This window comes from Paenibacillus sp. J22P59 (assembly GCF_059383895.1).
Genome location: NZ_JBXENX010000008.1, coordinates 14,775 through 38,755 on the forward strand (window position 1 = coordinate 14,775; position 23,981 = coordinate 38,755).

General features: G+C 44.3%; 19 protein-coding genes. 6 read left to right on the plus strand and 13 right to left on the minus strand.

All coding sequences use genetic code 11. The annotated features are described in order from the left end of the window. Nucleotides 1-24: 24 nt before the first annotated feature. Entirely contained in the window at nucleotides 25-180 is a 156-nt protein-coding gene (locus AC50YO_RS14905) for a DUF1540 domain-containing protein (protein WP_494848164.1), read from the plus strand. A gap of 87 nt (nucleotides 181-267) precedes the next feature. On the opposite strand, the gene AC50YO_RS14910 is transcribed toward AC50YO_RS14905, so the two are convergent. Next, nucleotides 268-1,200 (minus strand): M15 family metallopeptidase, encoded by a 933-nt coding sequence (locus AC50YO_RS14910; RefSeq protein WP_494848166.1) that lies wholly within the window; start codon nucleotides 1,198-1,200, stop codon nucleotides 268-270. Nucleotides 1,201-1,551: 351 nt separating this feature from the next. Here AC50YO_RS14910 and AC50YO_RS14915 point away from each other — a divergent pair, with 351 nt between their 5' ends. Further along, nucleotides 1,552-3,423 carry an LTA synthase family protein gene (locus tag AC50YO_RS14915; protein ID WP_494848168.1) on the plus strand — a complete coding sequence of 624 codons (1,872 nt, stop codon included), beginning with the start codon at nucleotides 1,552-1,554 and terminating at the stop codon, nucleotides 3,421-3,423. A gap of 78 nt (nucleotides 3,424-3,501) precedes the next feature. Here the strand turns inward: AC50YO_RS14915 and AC50YO_RS14920 are convergent, their stop codons facing one another. Continuing rightward, complete coding sequence (locus tag AC50YO_RS14920; RefSeq protein ID WP_494848169.1) at nucleotides 3,502-4,419, minus strand: aldo/keto reductase; 918 nt, start codon at nucleotides 4,417-4,419, stop codon at nucleotides 3,502-3,504. Nucleotides 4,420-4,587: 168 nt separating this feature from the next. Here AC50YO_RS14920 and AC50YO_RS14925 point away from each other — a divergent pair, with 168 nt between their 5' ends. Next, nucleotides 4,588-4,971: a VOC family protein gene (locus AC50YO_RS14925; protein ID WP_494848171.1), complete on the plus strand. Its 384-nt coding sequence runs from the start codon at nucleotides 4,588-4,590 to the stop codon at nucleotides 4,969-4,971. A gap of 472 nt (nucleotides 4,972-5,443) precedes the next feature. Here AC50YO_RS14925 and AC50YO_RS14930 read toward each other — a convergent pair whose 3' ends face one another. The 9 genes from AC50YO_RS14930 to AC50YO_RS14970 all read right to left on the minus strand — a co-directional run bounded on the left by AC50YO_RS14930 (nucleotide 5,444) and on the right by AC50YO_RS14970 (nucleotide 18,433). Beyond that, the gene (locus tag AC50YO_RS14930; RefSeq protein ID WP_494848172.1) at nucleotides 5,444-5,956 is read right to left on the minus strand and encodes a hypothetical protein; all 513 of its coding nucleotides are present in this window, start codon (nucleotides 5,954-5,956) and stop codon (nucleotides 5,444-5,446) included. A 1,022-nt stretch (nucleotides 5,957-6,978) separates the two neighbouring features. After that, nucleotides 6,979-10,695 carry a glycosyl hydrolase family 18 protein gene (locus AC50YO_RS14935; RefSeq protein ID WP_494848173.1) on the minus strand — a complete coding sequence of 1,239 codons (3,717 nt, stop codon included), beginning with the start codon at nucleotides 10,693-10,695 and terminating at the stop codon, nucleotides 6,979-6,981. Between the two features lie 489 nt (nucleotides 10,696-11,184). After that, nucleotides 11,185-11,661 carry a thioredoxin-dependent thiol peroxidase gene (gene bcp / locus AC50YO_RS14940; protein WP_494848175.1) on the minus strand — a complete coding sequence of 159 codons (477 nt, stop codon included), beginning with the start codon at nucleotides 11,659-11,661 and terminating at the stop codon, nucleotides 11,185-11,187. 52 nt (nucleotides 11,662-11,713) lie between these two features. Then, complete coding sequence (locus tag AC50YO_RS14945; RefSeq protein WP_494848177.1) at nucleotides 11,714-12,793, minus strand: asparaginase; 1,080 nt, start codon at nucleotides 12,791-12,793, stop codon at nucleotides 11,714-11,716. Between the two features lie 196 nt (nucleotides 12,794-12,989). Next, nucleotides 12,990-13,985 (minus strand): siderophore ABC transporter substrate-binding protein, encoded by a 996-nt coding sequence (locus AC50YO_RS14950; protein WP_494848179.1) that lies wholly within the window; start codon nucleotides 13,983-13,985, stop codon nucleotides 12,990-12,992. A 116-nt stretch (nucleotides 13,986-14,101) separates the two neighbouring features. After that, complete coding sequence (locus AC50YO_RS14955) at nucleotides 14,102-14,860, minus strand: iron ABC transporter ATP-binding protein (RefSeq protein WP_494848181.1); 759 nt, start codon at nucleotides 14,858-14,860, stop codon at nucleotides 14,102-14,104. After that, nucleotides 14,854-15,804 carry an iron chelate uptake ABC transporter family permease subunit gene (locus tag AC50YO_RS14960; RefSeq protein WP_494848183.1) on the minus strand — a complete coding sequence of 317 codons (951 nt, stop codon included), beginning with the start codon at nucleotides 15,802-15,804 and terminating at the stop codon, nucleotides 14,854-14,856. The genes AC50YO_RS14955 and AC50YO_RS14960 overlap by 7 nt, the downstream gene beginning before the upstream one ends. Beyond that, nucleotides 15,794-16,747, minus strand: a complete 954-nt coding sequence (locus tag AC50YO_RS14965) for an ABC transporter permease (protein ID WP_494848696.1) — start codon at nucleotides 16,745-16,747, stop codon at nucleotides 15,794-15,796. Before AC50YO_RS14965 ends, AC50YO_RS14960 begins: the two co-directional genes overlap by 11 nt. Before the next feature lie 144 nt (nucleotides 16,748-16,891). Then, on the minus strand, nucleotides 16,892-18,433 hold the full coding sequence (locus AC50YO_RS14970; protein WP_494848184.1) for a helix-turn-helix domain-containing protein: 1,542 nt from the start codon (nucleotides 18,431-18,433) through the stop codon (nucleotides 16,892-16,894). 212 nt (nucleotides 18,434-18,645) lie between these two features. Here AC50YO_RS14970 and chrB point away from each other — a divergent pair, with 212 nt between their 5' ends. After that, entirely contained in the window at nucleotides 18,646-19,278 is a 633-nt protein-coding gene (chrB, locus tag AC50YO_RS14975; RefSeq protein WP_494848186.1) for a chromate efflux transporter ChrB, read from the plus strand. After that, on the plus strand, nucleotides 19,275-19,820 hold the full coding sequence (chrA, locus tag AC50YO_RS14980) for a chromate efflux transporter ChrA (RefSeq protein ID WP_494848188.1): 546 nt from the start codon (nucleotides 19,275-19,277) through the stop codon (nucleotides 19,818-19,820). The genes chrB and chrA overlap by 4 nt, the downstream gene beginning before the upstream one ends. A gap of 63 nt (nucleotides 19,821-19,883) precedes the next feature. Here chrA and AC50YO_RS14985 read toward each other — a convergent pair whose 3' ends face one another. Both AC50YO_RS14985 and AC50YO_RS14990 read right to left on the minus strand, forming a co-directional pair. Then, nucleotides 19,884-23,069, minus strand: coding sequence for an MMPL family transporter (locus AC50YO_RS14985; protein ID WP_494848192.1), 3,186 nt, complete (start codon nucleotides 23,067-23,069; stop codon nucleotides 19,884-19,886). Between the two features lie 7 nt (nucleotides 23,070-23,076). Then, nucleotides 23,077-23,541 (minus strand): MarR family winged helix-turn-helix transcriptional regulator, encoded by a 465-nt coding sequence (locus AC50YO_RS14990; RefSeq protein ID WP_494848195.1) that lies wholly within the window; start codon nucleotides 23,539-23,541, stop codon nucleotides 23,077-23,079. Between the two features lie 199 nt (nucleotides 23,542-23,740). On the opposite strand from AC50YO_RS14990, the gene AC50YO_RS14995 reads away from it, so the two are divergent. Beyond that, a complete protein-coding gene (locus AC50YO_RS14995; protein WP_494848198.1) occupies nucleotides 23,741-23,899 on the plus strand; it encodes a hypothetical protein in 159 nt (52 codons plus the stop codon). Nucleotides 23,900-23,981: the final 82 nt, after the last annotated feature.

Here is a 23,981-nt window from a genome sequence, read left to right on the forward strand (position 1 = left end):
CTAGAGCTGAGGAGGTGAATCTCTATGGCTAAGGATGTACTTTGTGAAGTGAACTCATGTAAATTCTGGGCTGCAGGCAATCATTGCGGCGCTTCGTCCATCTATGTGGTGAGCAACCGCGGTAAGCAAGCCAGCAACTCGGAGGAAACCGACTGCAAAACCTTCGAATCAAAGATCTAAGAACAGCAAGCGGCATAATGCCTTCTTCTGCCATGAGATTATTCTGCATTGCATTCAGAAGGCATCCTGCCGCTGCTGTACTAGCTACTAATTAGTTACTGGCGTTGCATTATAATACTCCTCAAGCGTACTATTTGCATCCGCGATTTTCTGTGCCAATTCCTTGCCTACATAACGGATATGCCACGGCTCGTATTTATAGCCGGTTATATCTTGCTTTCCTTCTGGATAACGGATAATAAAGCCGTATTCCGCTGCATGCTTGTCCAGCCAGATCGCTTCGTCTGTTCCGCCGAAGCAGCTTTCCGCCGCACATTTGCCAGTGCTTCCCGAAACGTCAATAGACAGCCCTGTCTGGTGCTCGCTTGTACCTGGATAAGCGCTATATGTTTTGGCTTTCTCCAGTCCATCCTTTTTCACGTAACGATTAAACAAGGTAGTCTGTGTAGCCTTGGAGCGATAAGCAGATACGCCTGCCAAATGGATGTTGTCTTCTTTGGCTCCAGCGAACAATTCCTCTAATGCGCCTGCTGCTTCCTTGCGCATTTTTCGTTTGTCGATTTTTTCGCTGAATATAAATGGAACATCTGGATATACTAGATCAGCGGGCTCATAGCCATCCGGCAGCTTATTTTGCTTGTTCACTAATGCCGTAACACTATCCGGCTCAGCTACTGTAGCCATATCTCCATTAGGGGACGGCTTAGGTGTTGCCTTTGGCGGCTTAGGTGTTGCTGTTGGCTCAGTCGTTGGCGCTACCGTTTCTTCCGGCTCTGAATCCGTGGGAGACGGCTCATCGGAAGGTGTAGGGGATACTGCTGGAGTTGGAGTCGGTTCAACTGCTCCTCCTATATTCGCCTCTTCCCCAGGTGGAAGAGCGCTAGAATTATCATATTGCACTAATAGAAACCCCGCTATTGCAACCACACACACTGCTGCAAATAATAGACCTGTTCTTTTGCGTTTTTTCCTCTGTCTGTTCTGCTGATTACCTAAATTCCGTTGATATTGTACGCTCATGATAGGCTCCTTACTGTCCTTTTATAGTAGGAATAGCTGCATATTATAGTAAAGCTGACTAGTAGACTTTATCTACTATAAAGGAATAGACGTGAAGAAGCATTAAAAGTAGTGCTGAATGTCAGATAGTAATTTCTGAGAAATTTCTAATTTGAATGCATTTCCTAGATTTATCCTTATTTTCCCGCTATTACCCTTCTGTATTGGTGAGCAAGGTGCCTTTTGCCTTTTGACATTGCCCTATGAAAGAGGGCATAATGGGTATTAAATAATCGTAAATTTAGAGTACTAGACAATGCGGGCTGATGATTGGGGAACAGCCTGTTTTTGTTGTGAAAGGTAGGCGGTATCGTGTCAGCTTTAACCACAAAACGGCTTTTCAGCGCTAGACCCATTCTTGTTTTTTCTATAATCGTTCTACTCAAGAGCTTTTTGACTTGGATGGTTGTGTTTGGCAGTCCTTCGTGGACAACGTTGCTCAAAGAAGTTCCTTTTGCACTCATCGTATTCTGTTTAATAGAGTTCTTTGCTACCAAGAGAAAGCTGGTCTATTATTTAACGGCCAACTTGCTCATGACGGCCATCCTGTTCGCCGTGCTTATGTATTATAAGTATTATGGTGTAATCGTCACTTATCTGGCATTGCAGCAGGTGAATCAGGTTACCGCTGTAAGCAATAGCGTATTCTCTTTAATGGACCCTTATTATTTGTTAGTCTTTATTGATATTATCGTTATGGGTTATTTTCTGGCCCGTCGCAAGAAAGGGCAGGAATGGAAGACTGCCAGCCAGAAACGCATGAATCGCACCTTTCTTACAACGCTCTTAGGTATTTCAATGGCGCTGTGCCTATTCAACATTATGCCGAATCGCGCTAGCATGAACGAAATTGTGAAGGCAGAGCAGATGGGTATCCTCAATTACGAGGCATACACGATCTTCTCCAATAAGAAGCAAGAGCTTGTTGATCCAACAGAAATTACGCAAGCCAAGATCGACCAGCTGAAAGGAATTCAGAAGTCCGAGACTCCTGAGCTGTGGCAAGCTGCCAAAGGCAAGAACCTGATTATTATCCAGATGGAATCTTTCCAGAACTTCCTTGTTAACCTGAAGATAGACGGGAAGGAAATTACTCCTAATATAAACAAGCTTGCTAACAGCAATTATTACTTCAATCATTTCTATCAAGGAGTAGGCCAAGGCAACACCTCCGATGCGGAATTTATCGTGAATACTTCCTACCACATTCCGTCACATGGTGCTGCGACTCAGGCCTACGCCGGCAAAGAGCTATCCAGCATTCCTAAGATGCTGAAGAAGCAAGGCTATGAATCAGCCACCTTCCATACGAATGTCGTAGAGTTCTGGAATCGCGGCGAGATGTACAAGGCACTTGGCTTTGATCATTACTATGATAAAGCTTATTTCGGAGAGGAAGATACGATCTTCTTCGGTGCTTCTGATGAAATGCTCTATAAGAAAACAGCAGATGAGCTAGAGATTATGGATAAGAAAGATAATCCGTTCTATGCACAGGTTATCTCGATGACAGCTCATCATCCATTCACGATCCCTGCTTCGAAGTATAAGATGGAGCTGCCTGAGCGATATGAGAACACCTTTGTAGGTGATTATATCAGAGCTCAGAACTATGCCGATTATGCACTAGGTCAATTCATCGAGGATTTGAAGCAGCGGGGAATTTGGGATAACAGCGTTATTATGCTGTATGGCGATCATCTTGGTCTGCCTATCTATTCCTTGGACCGCGATGACAAAGAGCTCATGAAAGAAATTTACGGCCGTGAATATAGCTACACCGATATGATTAATATTCCGCTCGTTATCGCGTCTAACAACATTACAGAGCCGAAAGTATTCAATCATGTGGGCGGACAGGTCGATGTTCTCCCTACAGCGGCCAATCTTCTTGGTGTATCGCTCGACGATCAGATTCACTTCGGCCAAGATTTATTGAATAATAAAGCTTACAATTTGCTTCCACAGCGTTATTATTTGCCGACTGGCTCCTTTGTAAGCAGCCAAGAGCTATTCTTATCCGGCAGCGGCTATGAGGATGGAACCCATCATCCGCTTGCAGGCAATGGCTCAGAGCAATCTGGTGAAGCAACAAAAGACGAGTATGACCGCGCACTAGAGCTGTTGAAGCTATCCGACAGCTATGTCAGCCAGCTTCCTGATCGGGAGCCTGTACAAAAGTAATTTTATAAGGTACCAATAAAGCCTCCAATTCCACTGCAACAGTGGGATTGGAGGCTTTTAATATTGTCTTACTCCTCACTAAATGACATAGGAAGAATCAGGCTCAAATAACCGACTTATTAGCTCGTATTCCTCAAAGCTTAGCTTCCAAGATACAGTATCTGCAATCTCCTTAAGCTGAGCCCTTGTGTTGGCAGCTACGACCACGCTAGTAACTGCTCGGTTATATAGGAGCCAATTAATCGCTAGCTGGCTGAGGGGCCTCCCTAGCTTCTTCGCTATGCTTGCCAACAATTCCACCTTATCAGTATCTTTCTTAAAGGGATGCTCCTTGTATATTGAATCAGCTTGAGTAAATGCATCTGTCAGTAGTCCCTGGGCTAGAGGACTGCTTGCTACAAACCCGATGCTGCCTCGTTCCGTATAAGGAAGCTCCGCATATTCCACTTGGCGTTGGAACAAATTATAAGGGGACTGCAGCGATACAATTGGAGCTATAGATTGAGCAGCGACCAATTGATAAACGGGGAAATTGCTCACACCAATACTGCGGATTTTGCCAGCCAATACTAGACCATTCAACGTATCCAAAGATTCTTCGATCCGCAGGCTTTCTCTCGCACCAGAAGGCTGTAATTGATATAAATCAATATAATCCGTGCCCAGTCTGAGCAAGCTATCCTCCACTTCTCGAATCAGATCTGCTCTAGAGGAAGCCTTAGATCGCTCTGCCCGCTCATGGCTTGCCGATTTGGTCGCTATAATGACTTGATCCCGAATGGGCTTCAAGGCTCTTCCAATCACCTTATCAAGACCATCTGAGCTCTTACTGGAGGAAATATCAAAAAAATTAATGCCTAGCCCAATAGCATAATCTATTGCTTGAATAACCTCATTCTCCGCAGCACCGCTCCATCCTACTTCTCCTGCATCCCCAAGCCCGAAGGTAATGATCGACGGAAATAGCTCACTATTGCCGAGTCTTCTTTTTTCCACAGCACATCTCCAATCCGAAGCTTATATATCTTATTATTCCAACCTGAATACTATGAACTAATATTATTATAAGTTGACCGTCTCTAATGTCAACACTATTATGTAGCTATAGTTATACAAGCATGGCTTGGATTATATTGAAGCTGTGTAATAAGGAGGAATATGCCCATGCAAAATAAACGAGTAGACCATGTAGGCGTCATGGTCAAAGACATCGAAGCGACCATCCGTTTCTATACGACTATCGTCGGTCTGGAGCTAAAAGGCAGGATGCAGCATTCCAACGGTATCATGGAACTGGCTTTTCTCGGCTTCGGACATTCAGATGAGACAGAAATCGAACTTATTCAGGGATATAATGACCAGCTTCCCACAGAAGGGAAAGTCCATCACTTCGCCATTCATGTGCCTGATGTCGAAGCCGAATTCGCCAGACTGAAGCTTACAGAGGCTGTGTTCATTGATCAAGACATTACGACACTGCCGAACGGCCATCGTTACTTCTTTATTCAAGGTCCAGAAGGGGAATGGATCGAGTTTTTTCAGCGTTAGAAGGATATTATTTCAATCAAATCTCTGGATCTGCATATGTTAAATTAACCACTTATAGAATTACCCTAATTGTTTCAAATTCGAAAGTTTTATTTTCAATTAGAATAAAGACTACCTATTTTTATCCACCTCAAATACTAGCTATATTCATTATCAGAAGAGCAAACTATCAGCACTTTAAAGTCAAATTAAAAACCACATGCAAGTACATACTTGCATGTGGTAAAATTCATTTTTTTGCTTATTAAATCTGAATTCATTTTAAAAATGGCCAGCTAACACGGAAGGTATAACGAGAGCATCGTGAATCAAATCTTCAACTGTAAATTTTAGAAACAAACCAATTAAACTAAAAGCCAAAATAACGACTCCGACCATCAATACATTATCTATCTGTACCATATCTTTTCGTGAAATGAAAATTTCAATAAAAAAATAGAGTTGCGATCAATCAATACCTCCTCCAAGAACTTCAAAAAAACTCAATGTAATAACCACAGCGTTTCTCTTCTCTTTCAACACATCTCAATAATTCATTGAGAGTTTCTTTTTGATTACCCAATTGTTGATTTAATGCATCTACAACATCTTCCCAAGTTCGGTTTTTTTGTAAGTATTCAATAATATCTACCCTACAATTACTAGGTAAAAAAATGGCTGGCCCAAATCTTTTTGAAAAACGACTCAAATCTTGGCGTATTCGATTTTGCAACAGCTCATCTTCTAAGAGCGTATGCCATTTGATTAAGATTTCAAACATAAAAAAATGACTTCCTAATTTTATCTGAAAACCACTTACATTTTGAAATTCGAGCTGACCATGAATATTAACACGCTCCGCAGAAAAATTATCCTCTTTATAGTACGTCCATTCCCATGTTTCTATTTCATTTCGCGTATCAAACATAATTTCAGTAAGTTTTTTACAAGCAAACATCAAATTAGATCCCTGATTCTGAAAAATTGCTGTAAATGTTGCTCCCATAAAAAGAACCTCCTACTCATTAGGTACTTAACAAAAGTCCCGTATTTCCTATATGATAAATGTATATCCCATTTTAGCTCAAATTTAAGCAGCGGCAGAACACTTAGCTAATGTTATTTATCAAGTTGCTGGTATTGTTTTTTTATTGATGTACAAAAATTTAATGTTACTGAATTGAAAGCATATGAAATTATTATTTTCGTAGGGTTTAGTAAAGCTAAAATCAAGGGAATGGAGTGTCTAATTATTCTGAAGTGCAACTTACTCACTGCCTTAAACTTGTTTCTGACGAATTAGAAATGGAAACATGTTTGACTCTGCAAACTGTTAAATATCCTACAACAATAATTGAGAAAGGAATCCCGAATATAAGTGAATTAGATACTATTTCAGATAAAATAGAACTTGAACTACCGAGGTTTATAAGTTGCTGTCTCATTCCATAAAAGTGAATAAATATGGATAGAATCAAACTAAATACATAAATAATTAAAGGTCTTTTTTTCATTCCTAACCTATGTAAAATATCCAATGCTATTAGTAGTAATTCAAGACCAAATAGTAAAGACATTTGATTGTATATGGCTTTACTTTCATCAACAACGCTACTAGGAATCTCCCAGGCACCTGATTCTATTTGCAATATTGACAATAATCTAAATGAAAGTATTAATAATAAAAATATGGGTATATATCTCACTTTCAAAAAAAAGCCATACATACATATATCCACTCCAATATGCTTATATTTAGCTACTCCAAGTTTGTGATTTGTTTTGTTCAAGCGCATCTAATATCTTTGTAAATCATCCTTTTTTATAATTAATTGATTTTAAACCAATATAATACTATATGTAAAAAGAAAATGGAATGATACTGGATCAATTCAATAACTATACTTTAGACCAATTAAAAAAGCCAAGCAGGTAAATAACCTGTTTGGCTTTTTATTAATAAATTTAATAACGTAACTGTATATCAGATAGTTCAACTATTTAGTACAGTCTCTTGATTACTACAAATTAATTCGAGAATCCAAGTGCACGCAGCATTCTCATAGCTACAACTGTCGCTTGCGCTTTTGTAGTATTGGACTTCGGATCAAGCTTAGTTGCAGAAACACCTGTAAGAATTTCAGAATCAACCATAATAGCTACAGCAGATTGTGCATAGGCTGCGACTTTGTTCTGATCTTTGAACGGAGCTAACACTTCATAGTTAGCTTGCTTCGTGCTGCCTGCATATTTCATAGCATTAGCAATGACAACGGCCATATCTTGACGAGTAATCAAGCCCTTCGGATCGAATGTCGTTGCCGTCTTCCCTTGAATAATGCCAATCTCCGTCGCTGCAATGATGTCTTGTGCGAATTTTGTTTCGCTGTTCACATCATTGAATGCAGAGCTCGCTGACGAAGGCGTTACGCCTAGCGCTTTGACAATGATAGATACGAACTCGGCACGAGTGATTTTATCATTCGCTCCAAACACATTTTCGTTGATACCCGATACGAGAAGCTTGCTAGCTGCAGCCTCTACATCTGCTTTGGCCCAAGCTGCAGTCACATCTGTAAATGTAGCATTGGATTCAATAAGCGTATAGATGCTATTGCCGGATCTTTTCAGTGTAACCGTTACGGTACCATCTGTATTGGTCGTGAATACAGTCGGTACAGGGTGATATTCACCTGTTGCTGGATCAAACACGACACCTGCTGCTTTGCTCTGATCAAAATCAACTTTACCAAGCTTGAAAATACGGCTGATATAAGTACCATTAAACTCGGTTACTTCTTTCCAGACATTATCCGTACCTTTTACTTCGATTTTGAACTCTGTAGGAGCAAGAAGAGTTTTGATACCCTTATTCTTGATTTGATCCAGTACGCTCTGAGCAGGCGCCTGAATAATAAATCTGAACTCTACCGCATCTGATGCCTGATTTAGTGCCGCGATTGGAACCAGATACTCAATTTTGTTCAATACAACAGATACTGTAGCTCCAGCACCTTTCTCAGTAATTGCTTTAATCACCGCCGGAGACAACACGAGCTCTACATTGTTATCTGTACCCTCAACGATGATTTGAATGTTATTGGAGGTTGATTGCTTAATTGCTTCAACCGCCTTTTCTGTGTTCACCTTAGCAGTAACTTTGTTGTCTGCTTTCGTCACTTCTGCCTTAACCGTATTATTCGTTACTGGGTTGGTAGGTCCTGTAACAGTACCAGAGCCTGTACCTCCACCTGTAGTTCCACCTACACCCAGTAGTGTGGTGGATTCTTTCAGAGCCTTACTCATTGCAGATACTCTCTCAATGTGAGCTCCGTCTTTTTCAACAGCGATAATCTCAATGACATTTGCAGTACTAGAAGCCAGTCCTTCTATTTTGAATCTTGTATCTGCCGTATAAGTTTTCCATACCTTATTAACAAATACATCGTATCCTGTCGCGCCTTCAACTGCATCCCATCCTACGAAGATACTGCTGCCATCTTTGCTGATGGTAGCTACATTTTGTGGAGCAGCAAGCGCATTATTATTAACTACACCATTAGTAGGCAGGTTTTGGGCTAACACAGTAGACAACGTATAGTTACGGTCTCCACTGATATCCCAGCTCATAGCACCTGCAAGGTCCATTGATCTTACGTAAGAGGACTTATACAGGGTAGATTCTTGGTCATCATAAGCAATAAAGGTACCCGTCTTAGCGTTATAGAGATACGGGGCTTTTACCGTCTCATTCCAATAACGAACGTAATCCGGATTTGTTAGATAATTGTTTTCAATGTCAAAAAACTCAAACGTACCATTTACAAACGTTCCGAATAAACCAAAAGAAGTACAAGGTGCGTATTGGCCGGTCGGTTGGCAACCGCTCCACCCATTACCATAGAAAGGGATGCCCAAAACTAATTTGTAATTAGGTACGCCAGCATTCAAATGGGATTGAACGCCCCCATTCACATTATTTCGGTTTCTGTTAGCTGAAGGGCTAGCAGGGTCTGCATACAATGGAGCATTGTGATAACCTGCTGTATTCCAGCTTCCGCTGTAGTCATAGGTCATGATATTTATGAAGTCGAGATACTGAACAGAATTAGCATAGTCAGCATTTACTGTAAAAGCATCACCTTGTGAGGAAGCAATAGTTAACAGATAATACTTGCCATCCTTAACACTTGCGCTATCAAGCGCTTCACGTACCGTTTGCATCATAAGCGTATAGTTTTGCTTATCTTCTGGTCTTCTGGAGTTTGTTTCCTCACCACCAGATACAGGATATTCCCAGTCAATATCAATACCATCCAAGTTGTAATGGCGCAAGAACGTTACAATAGAGTCAGCGAAAGTTCTGCGAGTGACCTCATTCGCTGCCATATTGGAGAAGTTTCTGGACCATGACCAGCCCCCAACAGAGACAAGCAACTTCAAATGAGGATTGTCCGCCTTAATTGCACTGAGTGCGGCTAAGTTTTCCTCATCTTTCTCGATATCTCCAATAACCATCTCTCCGTCATAGACGTAACGGTTCTGTAGTGGCAAATCTTCATTCTCGCAATTCACGCCTGTCGTACCTGTCTTCTTCCAACATAAATCCGTGAACGAATAGTTGATATGAGTTACTTTACTAACATCAATATCCGTTGGTTGGAAGTCACGTTGAGCATACACAGACCAAGCTGTAAAATAAGTTACAATATTATAATTGCTTCCCGGAACTGCAGTAACCGACTCACTCTGTGTTGACTGCCATAGCTTGTTTTTAGAAACGACTGTGAAGGAATAGCTATCGCCTTCAACTAGTCCTGATGCAATATAACGATTAGAGGTGCTTGTACCTATCTTCTTTCCATTGCTGAAAATTTCATAAGAGGTTGCTCCTGGTGTAGGTGCCCAACCCAGAGATACCGTTGTCCGAGTAGCAGTTACGACTGAAAGACCTTGAGGAGCTTGAAGCTCACCCCACTTGAAGCCAACACCACTTCTACTGGATGGTTTACCGAACTCATCTTGTGCCGCTATCTGAAAGTATACGGATCCTACAACTGTTGGATTAGTCACAGGAATTTTAATTTCTGATATATCTGCACCTAATCCATAGTACGTAGGAGTCAATCCTGTAACATTTAAATCCTGCCATGCTGTCCCTGGGCTGACAGTCCACTTTAACGTAATTTCGTTTTCCGTAATATCAGAAACTCTGAAATTATGTGGAGCTGCTATCGGAGCAGTCTCATAAGCATTCGGATCTGGAGCAGTCGTTGTTACGGTCAGAACCTCACTGAATAATGCCGTTTTGAGAGGATCACGGTTAGCAATACGAACGCTAATATTATATTCAGTCTCTGGTGTTAGACCTTGAATCAAGAAAGGCCCTGCACCATTACCCCAAATAAGTGGAGTATTATTTACTTTAATATCGTATCCTGGGTTCCAATGATCGGGATAACCATCAACAGGGTCCCATTGCACTTTAATTTTTGTATCTGACACTTCTATAAGTCGCAAGTTCTGAGGAGCAGCAATCTCATTAGCAGCTAATAGCGATACAGGTGCGGGTGGAGCCTCTTCCGTTACTGGTTCTACCGTTTGATTTGTTGCAAGATCTTCTATTCCCGTCTCTGCTGCTAATACAACTGGACCGTTAGAGAAGCCAGCAATACTGAGTACAAGAGCAAGGCTTAGCATTATAGCAAGCATGCTTGTATATTTCTTTTTAATAAACTTATACAATTGATTCACCTCGGATAATTTAATATAGTAAGTGTAAATGGATATATGTGGAATGAAGCTCTAAGATGATTAAGGTTACTATCGTAAACCAGTTGTGACAGTTATGAAGTAGGGAATTCGGAGGAGCACACTCGCATCTATTAATAGGGCGAATGTAGCAATAAACGAATGCACCTATTCATGTAAGCGATTACGAAATACTATTTGATTTCATCCATCACCTCATCTAGTAAATTCGAACTACTATAAATCTCCAATTGATATACATTCGATGACATATATGAAAATTCCTTTAATTTTCTTTACTTTTTTTAGAATTCTTTAAAAATAAGTAAAAAGACCTATAACATACTAATAATCAAGCACTCCTAACATTACATTTTTGCAGAATACCTCCTATAAAGGATTATCACCAATTAGATTTGCACAACAAAAAAGGCTGGCGGTGACCATTACTGGTTCTCGCCAACCCGTTATATCTCGTTTAACCTATCCCTGCTTCACCGCATCAAGCACCTCATTCACATGCCCTTCGACAGTCACTTCACGCCATTCGCGAATCAATACGCCCTCCTCGTCGATTAGGAAGGTCGAACGCTCAATGCCCATGAATTCCTTGCCGCCCCAGCTGCGCAGCTTCCACACGCCGAACTGCTGCGAGACACGATGAGTCGTATCCGAGAGCAATGGGAATGGCAGCTCATACTTAGCAATAAACTCATCATGGGAAGCCAGATCATCCGGGCTAATTCCGATTACTTCAGCATTATGGGTCTGGAATTGTCCATTAAAGTCCCGAAACTCACAGGATTCCGTTGTACAGCCTGGCGTCATATCCTTCGGATAGAAGTAGATAACGACCTTCTTGCCCTTGTAATCGTGCAGTGATATCTCTTTGCCTGTAGAAGATGGCAGCGTAAAGTCAGCTACCTGCTGCCCCACTTGTACTTTCGTATTCGTTGTCATTGTGATCCTCTCCTTTTCAACAATCGTATACTATTTCATTTCCGTTAGTCGGTTATCCTTCCATCTTATCCTGCTTTGCTACAAATTCATAGAAGACCGATTGATCCATGACATAAGAACGAATCGCCTCTTTGGAATCGAGCAGTGAATAGGCAAGCGTCAGCTTCATCAGAGCAGCCTCTACAGACATATTCTCTATAAAGGTTACACCGGCCTCAATCAGCTTAATTGACGAGTCATACAGCGCTGCTGTGCTATCCTTCAAGGGACATAAGTAGAGGTCAACACCCTGCTGCTCGCAATAACGGGCAAACTGCAGCAGCGAATAGCTGCCTGGCGCATCGGCACTCGCTGTACCCGAATGGTACAGGTCATGAACAACCGCCTTCGGGCGATTCTTCCCAAAGTCGAAATAGGAATAATCGATTCCCGAGAACGGCTTAATATAGAGCAGACCCGATTTGATCCCGGGGGAGTCAGCCGTGCAATCCCACAGGCTCTTGCCTACTGCCCGTTGCCTCAGCTCTGATAACGTAGGGTTGAATGAATGGTCAATACGTTCCAGTCTTCTGCCTTGCATTACACCATATGGCAGTTCGTAAGGACTATCGAATTGATCGGTGAACGACAGGGCCTGTGTCATGCGCGTCCCCAAATAGACCAACTGTTCTCCCTTATCATTGCGATAGACGACAAAAATGCCCGGAAGTGCATCCTCAATAATAAAATCAATAGCTGCTGCAAAGTTATCCAGGCCGTTAGCTCTTGGATCGTCAATCGGATAATTGCTTGCAACCAGTACAAGCGGAATCGTCGTATCACAGCATGCGAAGGCTAGCATCGCAGCTGAGAAAGCAAGTGTATCCGATCCATGCGTAACAATAATACCTGCATATTCTGCAGTATCTACGGCACGCAGTGCTTCAATCAGCTTGTTCCAATCCTCAGGTACCAGGTTTTCACTTAATATATTTAACGGCTGTATCGTATCGAGATGAACCTCACGCTTCTTTGAACTAGCTTCATACGCCTCGATCAAATGATAGGAGCCCACTTCGCTGACGGAAATAGCCCCTCCCTTTCTCACGCTTCCGATAGTTCCACCTGTGAACACAATAAGCAGTTTTTTCATACTCAACTTCCCTTTCTCTCGCGGTTCATATGGTCCCGCCACTGATGTCGTTGTCTCAATCCTACCCGTTTGCTTTACCTATCATACTCAGACCCAGATAAAAGTACAACCAAATATCCACTAAGTGCTGCCTAATAAAAAAAGCCGTTCCCGCAATCTTTCGATTGTCAGAAACGGCCCTCTATTTACGCTGTAATTATTCCAGACCAGCTGATACTTCTTTTACCATTTCTTCAACGGAAACAAGTCCGCCGCCAGACAGGTACCAGAAATCAGGATCAAGATAAATGATGTGGCCTTCTTTGTAGGCATTCGTGTTTTTTACCAGATCATTCTCTACAAGAGCTTTCGTGCCAGACTCTTCGCCTGCAGCTGCTAGAGCTTTATCACGGTCAACAACGAATAGGTAATCCGGGTTTTTCTCAGCTACATATTCGAAGGAAACGGATTGTCCGTGTGTGGACACTTCAATTTTCTCATCCGCTTGCTTGAAGCCGAATACGTCATGGATAACGCCAAAGCGTGAGCCTGCGCCGTAAGCGCTAATTGAGCCTTCGTTAGCCAGAATGATCAGAGCATTCTTGCCGGAAGCTGTAACTTTATCGTTCAATGCTTTAATTTCATCTTTGACCTTCGTAAGCTCAGTATCAACCTCAGCTTCTTTGCCGAAGATTTGACCAAGAACCTTGGAGTTCTCTTCATAAGAAGCCATATATTTCGCAGCATCTACGCCAAGGTAGATCGTTGGACCAAGCTTAGTCAACTCATCATAAGCATCTGATTGACGGCCAGAGATGATGATCAGGTCCGGTTTAATCGCACTGATTTTCTCGAAATCCGGTTCTTTCAGGCTGCCTACGTTTTGGTATTTCTTATCTTCGAATTTCTGCAGGTAGCTAGGAATGTTCGCTTGTGGAACACCTGTCACTTCTACACCCAATTTATCTAGGGAATCAAGAATACCAAAGTCGAATACAACGACTTTCTCAGGGTTTTTCTTAACTACTGTCTCGCCTTTAAGATGCTTGATTGTCAGTTCTGCTGAGTCAGCTGGAGCTTGAGTAGCTTGGCCATCCGGCGATGCGACAGGCACGCTGCCATTCGTACCGTTATTTGAGTTTTTCGCGCCGCAAGCAGACACGACCATCACTAACATAATTGTAAGCAGTAGTACACTAATAGACTTTTTCACTTTCCATTCTCCTCTTCATTGTTGTTTTATTTGGTCTATCTCTAAACACCCAGTAGGATTGCTGCACCACCTACACCTTATCCGGCATTCCCCCTTCAAATAATGAACCCAATTGATTATGAGAAGTAGACACAAATCCGATTGCCATTGATCTGCTCAATCTGAATATCCATATCATAAATATCCTTCAGAACCGGAGTAGTTATAATCTCATCAACCGTGCCTTCTCTCACTACCTTGCCGTCCTTAAGAGCGACAATGTGGTCGGAATAACAGGAAGCGAAGTTGATATCATGAATAACGAGAATAACCGTCTTGCCCAGCTCTTCAACCAATCTGCGAAGCACCTTCATGATCTGAACCGAGTGCTTCATATCCAAGTTATTAAGCGGTTCATCAAGCAAAATGTATTCCGTGTTCTGCGCAATAACCATGGCAATATACGCCCGTTGATTCTGCCCCCCGCTGAGCTGATCAAGGTACTTATGCTGCATGCTCTCAAGATCCATATAAGCAATCGCTTCATCCACGAACTTCCAGTCCTCAGCGGTCAGCTTTCCTTGTGAGTAAGGGAAGCGCCCGAAGCTCACGAGCTCTCTTACAGTCAATCTAATCGTAATGTTGTTCGATTGCTTGAGAATAGATATCTTTTTGGCAAGATCGCCATTTTTCCATTGGCCAAGCTCCTTGCCTTCAATCAGTACCTCTCCCGTTTCTTTGGCAATGAGGCGGCTGATCATCGACAGAATCGTGCTTTTACCGGCGCCATTAGGGCCGATGAATGACGTAAGCTTGCCTTTCTCTACCTTCAAGGAGACCTGTTCGACGACCGGCTTGCCGCCATATTTCTTCGATAGTTGCTTGACTTCTACCATGACTTATTCTCCTTCAACAGCAGATACAGAAAGTAAACCCCGCCGATAAAATTGATAATGACACTAAGACTTGTGGAAAAGGTGAATACTCGCTCCACGATGAGCTGACCGCCAACGAGCGCTACGATACTAATAAGCATCGATCCGCTGATCAGAATGCGGTGGCGATACGTTCCGAACAGCTGGTGCGCGACATTCGCCACAAGCAAGCCTAGGAATGTAATCGGTCCAACGAGAGCAGTCGAGATCGCAATAAGCAAGGCCGATATAACCAGCAACCGCTTGACGACATAGTCGTAGGGAATGCCGAGATTGACAGCATGCTCTTTGCCAAGCGACAGCACGTCCAAATATTTCATCAGTCGCCAGCTGTACGCCGCAATCACAGCGATACAAATCACGGCGAAGAGAAGCAGATCCGTATTCACATTATTGAAGCTGGCGAACATCTTATCCTGAACGCTCATGAATTCATTCGGATCAATAAGCACCTGCATGAAGGTAGACATGCTGCCGAACAGCGTCCCCATAACTAATCCTACTAATAGCAGAAAGTAGAGGTTACGTCCTTCCCGCTTGAACATCACACGGTACAGCAGCGCAACGAAGAACATCATGATAACAATAGAGATGGCAAAGTTTAATTGTTTGTTCGCCACTGTCACACTCAATGATCCAAATGCAAAGACAACAAACGTCTGAATCAGCATATAGAGTGAATCGAGGCCAATAATGCTCGGCGTCAGAATTCGGTTATTCGTAATGGTCTGGAAGATCATTGTAGCGAATGCAATCGCACCGCCTGTTAAGATAATAGCCAGAATCTTATTAACCCTTCGCGGGAAAACGTAGTCCCAGCTGCCAATCATATTTGCGAATAGAAATACGGCGATCAATCCCAGTGCTGTAAGAGCTAGAGCACCTAGCTTCCACTTATGCGTCATGTGCCTTTCTCCTCATCAGTAAGTAAAGAAAAATACCGCTGCCGATAACGCCTACCGTCAGGCCAATCGGAATTTCATAAGGATAGATGATAATCCGGCCTAGAATATCGCAGGCCAAGATAAAAGCGGCGCCCAGCAATGCGGTATGAGAAAGGCTTTTCTTCAAATTATCCCCTTGATAAATCGTAACTATATTCGGAATGACAAGCCCAAGGAACGGAATCATGCCGACCGTCAGAATAACGATGACAGATATGAGCGCAACAATGACTAAGCCAATGTTCACTACACGTTTATGATTAAGTCCCAGATTAGTGGCGAATTCTTCCCCCATGCCCGCAATCGTGAACTTGTTCGCATACAAGTAAGCGATAACGACTAACGGAATGCTTATGTACAGCATTTCATAGCGACCGCTAATGATCGTGGAAAAGTCTCCTTGCAGCCAAGCTGTAATATTCTGAATCAAATTATTCTTATAAGCGAAAAAGGTCGTAATCGAGCTGATAATACTGCCGAACATCAGCCCAACGAGCGGAATGAAGATGGCATCCTTGTATTTGATCTTGTCCAGGATCTTCATGAATATGAAGGTGCCTGCCAACGCGAATGCAAAGGCGATTAGCATTTTCTCAAGCGTGCTTGCTGAAGTGAATACCATCAGAGCCACGAGAATGCCTAGTCTTGCTGAATCGTCCGTACCAGCAGTCGTCGGCGAGACGAACTTATTCCGGCTTAGCTGCTGCATGATTAGGCCGCAGATGCTAAGGCTGACTCCTGCCACCAATATACTGACTAGGCGTGGAATTCGGCTGACGAACATAAGCTGAAGCTGCTTGTCGGTCATGTTGAACACATCGAGCGGCGAGAGCTTGCCTGCACCAATAAACAAAGATATAAGCGATAAAATAATTACAGCTATAAATAGATATCTTTTTTTCATAGTTGTCCCTTTAACATTAATAATCATTCTCAATGAGTACTATAAAAGAACCACTCCCTTTGGGGAATGGACTTTCCTTCATATCGCTTGGATTTTCCTATATTATATGCAATAGTGCCTAATTGTACAAATTAGCTGTCCTTATCAGCCTTGATAGCTGGCTAGCTGATCAACCATTTCATCAATAAGGCTCTCATAGACAGCTCCACTATAATGAAGACTGTCAGGATGGCGTATGAACATGCATCTCTTCACTGGACGATCCTTCATCAGCCTGCGCCATCTGTACTCCAATTCATCGCACTCGGATTGAGGCGTCGAGGCATGAACGAACAGAATGATATTCTCGCAGCCTAATGCCGCAATCTCTTGCAGGGATGCCGCGTCTTTGAAGGCAAAGCTCTGCACAGCTAGCGGAGGGGCTATCTTCAATTCCTTATAGAACACATCATTTATCTTGTTCATCTGTACACCGTATATACGGAAGCGATGCCTCTTATATTGAACAAGCAGAGTCGGCTCACTGCCAAGCACGCTTTTCACATGGGTCCTGGCATTCTCAACCTTCTGATCATAACTGGACATCCAGCGCTCTGCCACCGTTGTCAGCCCTAGCAATGCACTAATATCGAGCAGACGGCTTCTCCACGAATAGCCCTTCCAGTGGAGCATCGTGACCGGTGCAATGTCTGACAATGCTGCATGAAGCTCGGGGTCGACAGGACCTACCATTATCATCTCTGGACGCGCAGCCGTCAATTGCCTCAAGACAATCTCTTTGTTCTCCTGCCATCCTCGTTCAAAAGAAAGCTGCGGAGCAAGGCCAAGCACAGCGAAATCACCAAGGAACACTGGGGAAAGGCTCGCAATCTGCTTATTAGCACAGGATACATACTCCGTTGGCGTCATCCCCATCTGTTTTTTAAATAATCGGCTGAAGTAGTACTCATCGGAGTAGCCTACAGCATGAGCGGCCTCTATTACTGTCGTAGAAGCATTGGCAAGCAATCGTAATGAAGCGTCCAAACGAATTTTCGTTATATACTTAAGCGGACTAAGACCTGTATGCCGGCGAAAGGCTTGATAGAACCGGCTTGGGCTAAAGCCTGATGACCGAGCAAGCTCCTCAATATCAATAGTTCCCATATACTGAGTAAGCATGAATTGCTTCGAATGCTTCACATATTCAATGAGATCGCTCGCTTCCCTTGGCTTGTTCAAGGATAGGACATAGCCGGAAACGATCGCGTACAAATGGGATTGCAATTGAAAGAACGATGCCTCTTCTTCAACACCTATATCATATAAGAAATCAGGCAGCCATCCTTTTGCTTGTGGCAATCTGAACGTATGAAGATGAGCCCGCTCAGCCATCTGAACGAAGCTTGCAGCTCCTTCCTCATCTATGTCGAAGCAAATGACCACAACATCAACGGTTTGTTCGGAGAGGTTCCTTAATGTACAGATATGATTGGCAGGGATGAAGAATAACTCATCGCTATGCGCTGACCCGGAGACGGCATGGACCTCCCCTTGCAATACCACTTTTACCTGATGATTCATAATGAAGGCGAATGCAGGGCTCGCTTGCTCGATAGCTGCCATGCTATTGCCTGTTAGTTTATATTCCTCGGTACCTACATAAGTTAAAGCTGTCCTTCTATTCTGTTCGGGAGTCTGATTCATACATACTCTGTCCTTCCCGGCTCTTAGTCTCTCATTGACAGGCTACCTATAACTATAACGGATCATACCTTCCCTGTGACGCAAAAGCAATTCATAGCGCTTTTCGCAGCTGCAATGAAACCGAGCTCTTTGATTTTTATTGATTACCTGCCTAAATATCTATATATTTATTCCTATCGGAATTATATACCAGCCGGAGGAGGCTGCAACGCATGACGAAATCACAGCATCAGACCGACGGGAACTATCGCCAGCTTTCTTGGGCTATGTTCAAGACCGGAATATTAGGTTACGGAGGCGGACCGTCCGTCATTCCCCTCGTTCGATATGAAGCTGTCACTCATTACCGCTGGATTGACGATGATGAATTTGCTGAAATATTGGCGCTCGCCAATGCATTGCCCGGACCAATCATCCCTAAGATGGCCGCTTATCTTGGCTATCGCCAGAAAGGCTGGCCCGGTGCAGCCGTGTCTGTGCTTGCCCATATTATGCCCTCCGCAATTGCCATGATTGCACTGCTGTCCATCATGCAGTCCTTAAGCGGATCTGCTGTTGTTCAAGGAATGATTGCGGCGGTCATTCCCGTCATCGCCGTCATGCTTGGCGTCATGGCTTACGAGTTCGCCAATCGCACGGTCAAAGGGCTTGGCAAGCTTCTGGGATTCGCTTCATTCGCGATTGCCTTCCTGCTGCTGCAGATCATCGACCTGCAGGATGCAGCGGTCATTATGCTGTTTCTAGCCTATGGCACGTTTCATTTCAAGGCAAGGGACTGGTACAACAATCGAAAAACGAAGCGCCTTGCTTCTAAATCAACGAATGAGGAGTCGCCACCATCATGACCGAATGGCTAGAGCTTATTATCGGATTCTTCCTTGCCAACGTATTAGGCTATGGAGGCGGACCTGCCTCTATCCCGCTCATGTACAATGAGATTGTTACCCGTTACAATTGGACGACCGATGAGGAGTTTTCCAATATACTTGCTCTCGGCAATGCGCTTCCCGGGCCCATCGCGACCAAGATCGCTGCTTTTGTCGGCTATGACGTGTATGGGTGGCCCGGTATGCTGCTTGCATTAGCTGCAACGGTTATCCCCTCGGCAATTGCGCTGATCCTGCTGCTGAAGGTGCTGCATAAGCATCGCCAATCACCGATTGTGAAGGGGATGACCCTGCTGGTTCAGCCTGTAGTAGCCATAATGATGGTTATCCTCACTTGGCAAATGGCGCGGACTTCGGTTGAATCATCCGGCATGTGGCAGTTCCTCGGGATTGCAGGAATCGCGTACTGGCTGATGGAACGACGGAAGCTTCACCCAGCCATCGTGATTTGCATGGCCTTCGTGTATGGAGGTGTGGTCCTCTCTCGCACCATCGTATAGACTACCTAATCCGAAAAAAAAGATCTCTCGCCAATGAAAATAGCGAAGAGATCTTTTTTTCATTTAGACAGAAGTATCACGCGGATAGGTGCGTACTGACTGATTCGTCTCCTGTTCTTGCTCAGCACTCATGAAAGGCCAATAGTTCGCTTTACCGAATATCCGGACCATAACCGGAATGAACAATGGCAGCATAACTAAGGCATACAAGAATAGCCCGCACAAGACGATTGTGGCAATCTGCAGCAGCGACATCACGCCAGATGGCAGCATCGCAGCGAACGTACCGCCAAGAATGAGTGCCGCAGACATAATAACTGTCCCCATATTTTTCATTGCTTCCAATATAGCTTCTGTTGGAGACAAGTGACGGTATTCTTTGAAACGGTCCATTAAGAAAATGCTATAGTCGATTCCCAGCGCCACCAGCATAACGAAGCCGAAGAATGGAACCGCCCAGCTAATGCCGGATAGACCTAATATTCGTACGAAAATAACTTCCGTAATAGCCATTGAAGTATAGAAGGTCACCAGCAGTGACGCAATCATATACAACGGCATAATGATAGAGCGGAATAACAAGATCAGGATGATGGAAATGCCAATCAGCATTAGAATAACCGTGCGCGAATAATCCGCATTAGATATATTGCTCAAGTCATTATTCATGCTGGACACGCCATCGACGGCATACACCGCCTCGGAATAAGCTGTGCCCTGCACACCCCTTGCCACTGCTGCCTCCAGCTCATCAATCTTCGACATCGTCTCCATTTCATACGGATTACCGCTGAAGATCACATCGAATTTCGCGGTTTTGCGGTCTTCAGACAAATACACATCAAGTGCTTGCTGGAACTCCTCGCCCGCTGCGGCTTCTTCTGGAATAAACCAACCTGTCATCTGTTTATTGGAAGAAGAAGATAATTCATTCAAATAGCCTTTAGCCGATACAAGACCATCGCTGACCTGTGTCAGCCCTTCGACGCTTGAATCCAGCCCGCTTGTCAGCTCACTAAGCTGTCCATTCAGGTCAGCAAAGCCTGATTTCAAATCCTTTTGTCCAATAACCAACTGATCTAATCCTGCTGTAACACCCGGCAGCTTCGAGACAATCTGTCCCTGACCAGTCGCAGCCTGTGCAAGGCCCGCTTGCAGCTCTTCAATGCCTGACACTAATTGCGCAAGACCTTCTGCAAGGGCGGACTGACCTCCCGCTGCTTGCGCTAGACCTGTATTCGCCTTCTTCAAGCCCTCTGCTGCCCCGCCGAGCTTCGTATTAAGCTGATTCAATTGCTCACTGATTCCTGTTGCACCTTGCTGAAGCTTGGCTACAGAGCTGAGCGCTTGCTGATACGCCGCATCTTCCTTGAGCTCCGGATAGCTATTCTCCAAGCTGCTAAGGCCTTGGCCCAGCCCTGACAGACCTTCTGCAAGCTTCGTCTGTTCAACAGCAATCGCCGTATAGCCATCCGCTAACTGACCAATGCCTCCGCCTAGCTGCTCATATCCTGTCAGCATCTCTTTGCTTGCAGCAGCAAGCTGATCGGCACTCGTCTTCGCCTGCTCCAGACCAGCGAGCAATTCCTTTGCTCCTGCTGAGCCATCCAAGAGGCCGCGCTCAATCTGCTTAAGACCTGTGGTTAACTGGCTTACGCCCGTCTTCAGCTCAGTCGTTCCGTCCACCAATTGACCGACGCCGTCCACCGCTTCATTCAGCTTAGGCGCATTCGCATTCAGTGCATTGCTCGCCTCAGATAGACCTGTACCGATCTGGCCAAGTCCGTCTCCGCTCTTGCCAAGTCCATCCTCTAGCGTTCCGACCTGATCAGATACGAGAAAATCATCCAGCGCTTCGCCTGTCGGGCGAGTCGCACTGCGCACCGTCTTCACGCCCTCTACCTTCTGAAGCTCTCTGCTTACTTGCTCTAGAGCGGCAAGACCCTCCGTCGTATCCATCGGAACCTCGGATTTCACTACTACTGTCGAAGGCAGCGTTTCACCCGGGCCGAAGTTGTCTGCAATAATATTGAAGCCTTTAACCGAATCATACTTATCTCCAATCTCATCTAATGAGTTAAAAGAGATCGAGCCTTTATACGCAGTTAAGAATGGAACGATTAATACAGCAAGGATAACAAGAGCCCAGATGGGGCGCTTCAGGGAGAATCGGCCGACGCTCCCCCACAGTCGGCTTGGCTTATGCTCAAGCGATCCTTTTGCCGGCCAGAATAGTTTCTTGCCTAGGACGGCCATGAAGAACGGCACGATTGTGAATAAGGCAATCAGCAGAATAGCGATCCCGATCGCTACCGCAACTGCGGAACGATACAGAACAAAGGTCGAGAAGCCGATAGCTGCGAAGCCAACAAGCACCGCAAGACCGGAGAACAGCACCGTTCTTCCTGCCGTACGGTAAGTTGCCACGATAGATGCAGCAATATCGCCATCATGATGCGTTAACTCTTCTTTGAACCTGCTAATTAACAAAATACAATAATCCGTTCCTATTCCGAACAACACGGCGACGAGAAAAATTTGCGTGAAGCTCGATAGTGGGAAATCCATATATTTAACTAAAAAGGCAACGACCGATTGCGATACCAAGTAGGTAAAGCCCACCGTCAGAAGCGGCACAATCGGCGCGACTGCGGAACGGAAAACAATGAATAATATGACCAGAATGAAGCCTACTGTAATGAACTCGGTCTTTTTGAGCCCTTCCTCCGAGCTCTTCATGACATCCTCCGAAATAACCCAATTGCCTGTAAAATAATGATCGACCTTCACATCATTGACTGCTGCGTATAAGCTGTCACGCACCTCAGACAATTCAGCCCCTGTTAGATCTACATTTACAAGCGCGAGCACCGTAGATCCATCCTTGGACACCATCTGCTCTTTGAGCTCAGCCGTATCGAAATGCGTGGTAACAGAGCTGATGCGAAGCTCATCCGCACGGTCCTTCAGCTTATTAATGCCGCTTTGTACTTCTGTTAGCTCGGACTGCGACAATCCGCCTTCCTTATGGAAGACAAGCACCGTCGCGGCGTCGCTTCCGCCAGAATCCTTCGCTCCAATCTCCTTCACCAGATCGGATGCCATCGTTGAGGAATAACCGTCCGGCACCGAAATCTGTCCTTTGTCCCGAACGAGCTCCTGCATATTGGGTGCGCTCAGCATCAAACCAATGGTCGCTACCAGCCATATAATCAGAATAACCCATCTTAGCTTCAAGATTGCCTTCATTTTGTCTCTAGCTCCTCTCCGTCTCCATAGATTGCGCCATTGCCTTCGCGAGCTTCTCAAAGGTCTCTATAAAGGCCATAGCTTCTTCCTCATCGAACTGATTCATGAACGTCGCGATCAGCTCCTTAATGCTGTCCTCTATATGATCAGTAATGCGCATGCCTTCCTCCGTGAGGGTAAGCAACGTTACTCTGCGATCATGCTCATCGGCTTGCCGCACAATCAGCTGCTTATCGAATAGCCGTTGAATAATCGCGGTAATGGAGCTTTTGCCCACGCAAAAAGTATCGGCAAGCTCTGAGGTTGTACTCACGCCGCTCTCCCGCAGACAGAGCAGAGTTGAAAATTGATCAACAGTCAGACCATCGGGCATCCGTTCTCTGATCATTGCGTTCAAACGTCGATTAACTGTGAAATATGCCCCTTTATAACGGGAAATAATCTGTCCGAGCATCTCGTTGTCTATCGTCATTTCTCAGTAAACCTCCTCTTCCAATCCGCAGATCAGATAGTTCATGTATGGAATAGTTCTATAGTAGAACTATATCAGAAGGAAACTAATGGAGTCAACGAGCAAGCTGTGCAATTGCCCAAGTTCACTTGTCTCCGGCTGCCGCTCCTATAATGAAGTGTGAAGGGCATTCTTAACACTATTACTGGAGGCTGAGAATATGTACGATATTATTATCACTGCCGGACCAGCATTAGATAAAACAAGCCTGCCCGTGCAGCCGATAGCAGCTATGCGGGCAGGCTTCCTCTGCTTGAACCCTTCATTCCTTTACAAATCATTAGAAAAGTATAAGCATGAATGCTTGTTAAGCGAATAGATTTCTAACACCAAATGCGAACTTATCTAATATTTTACTGTTACATTAAGTAAATAGACAGCATGAATTTACTAACCACACC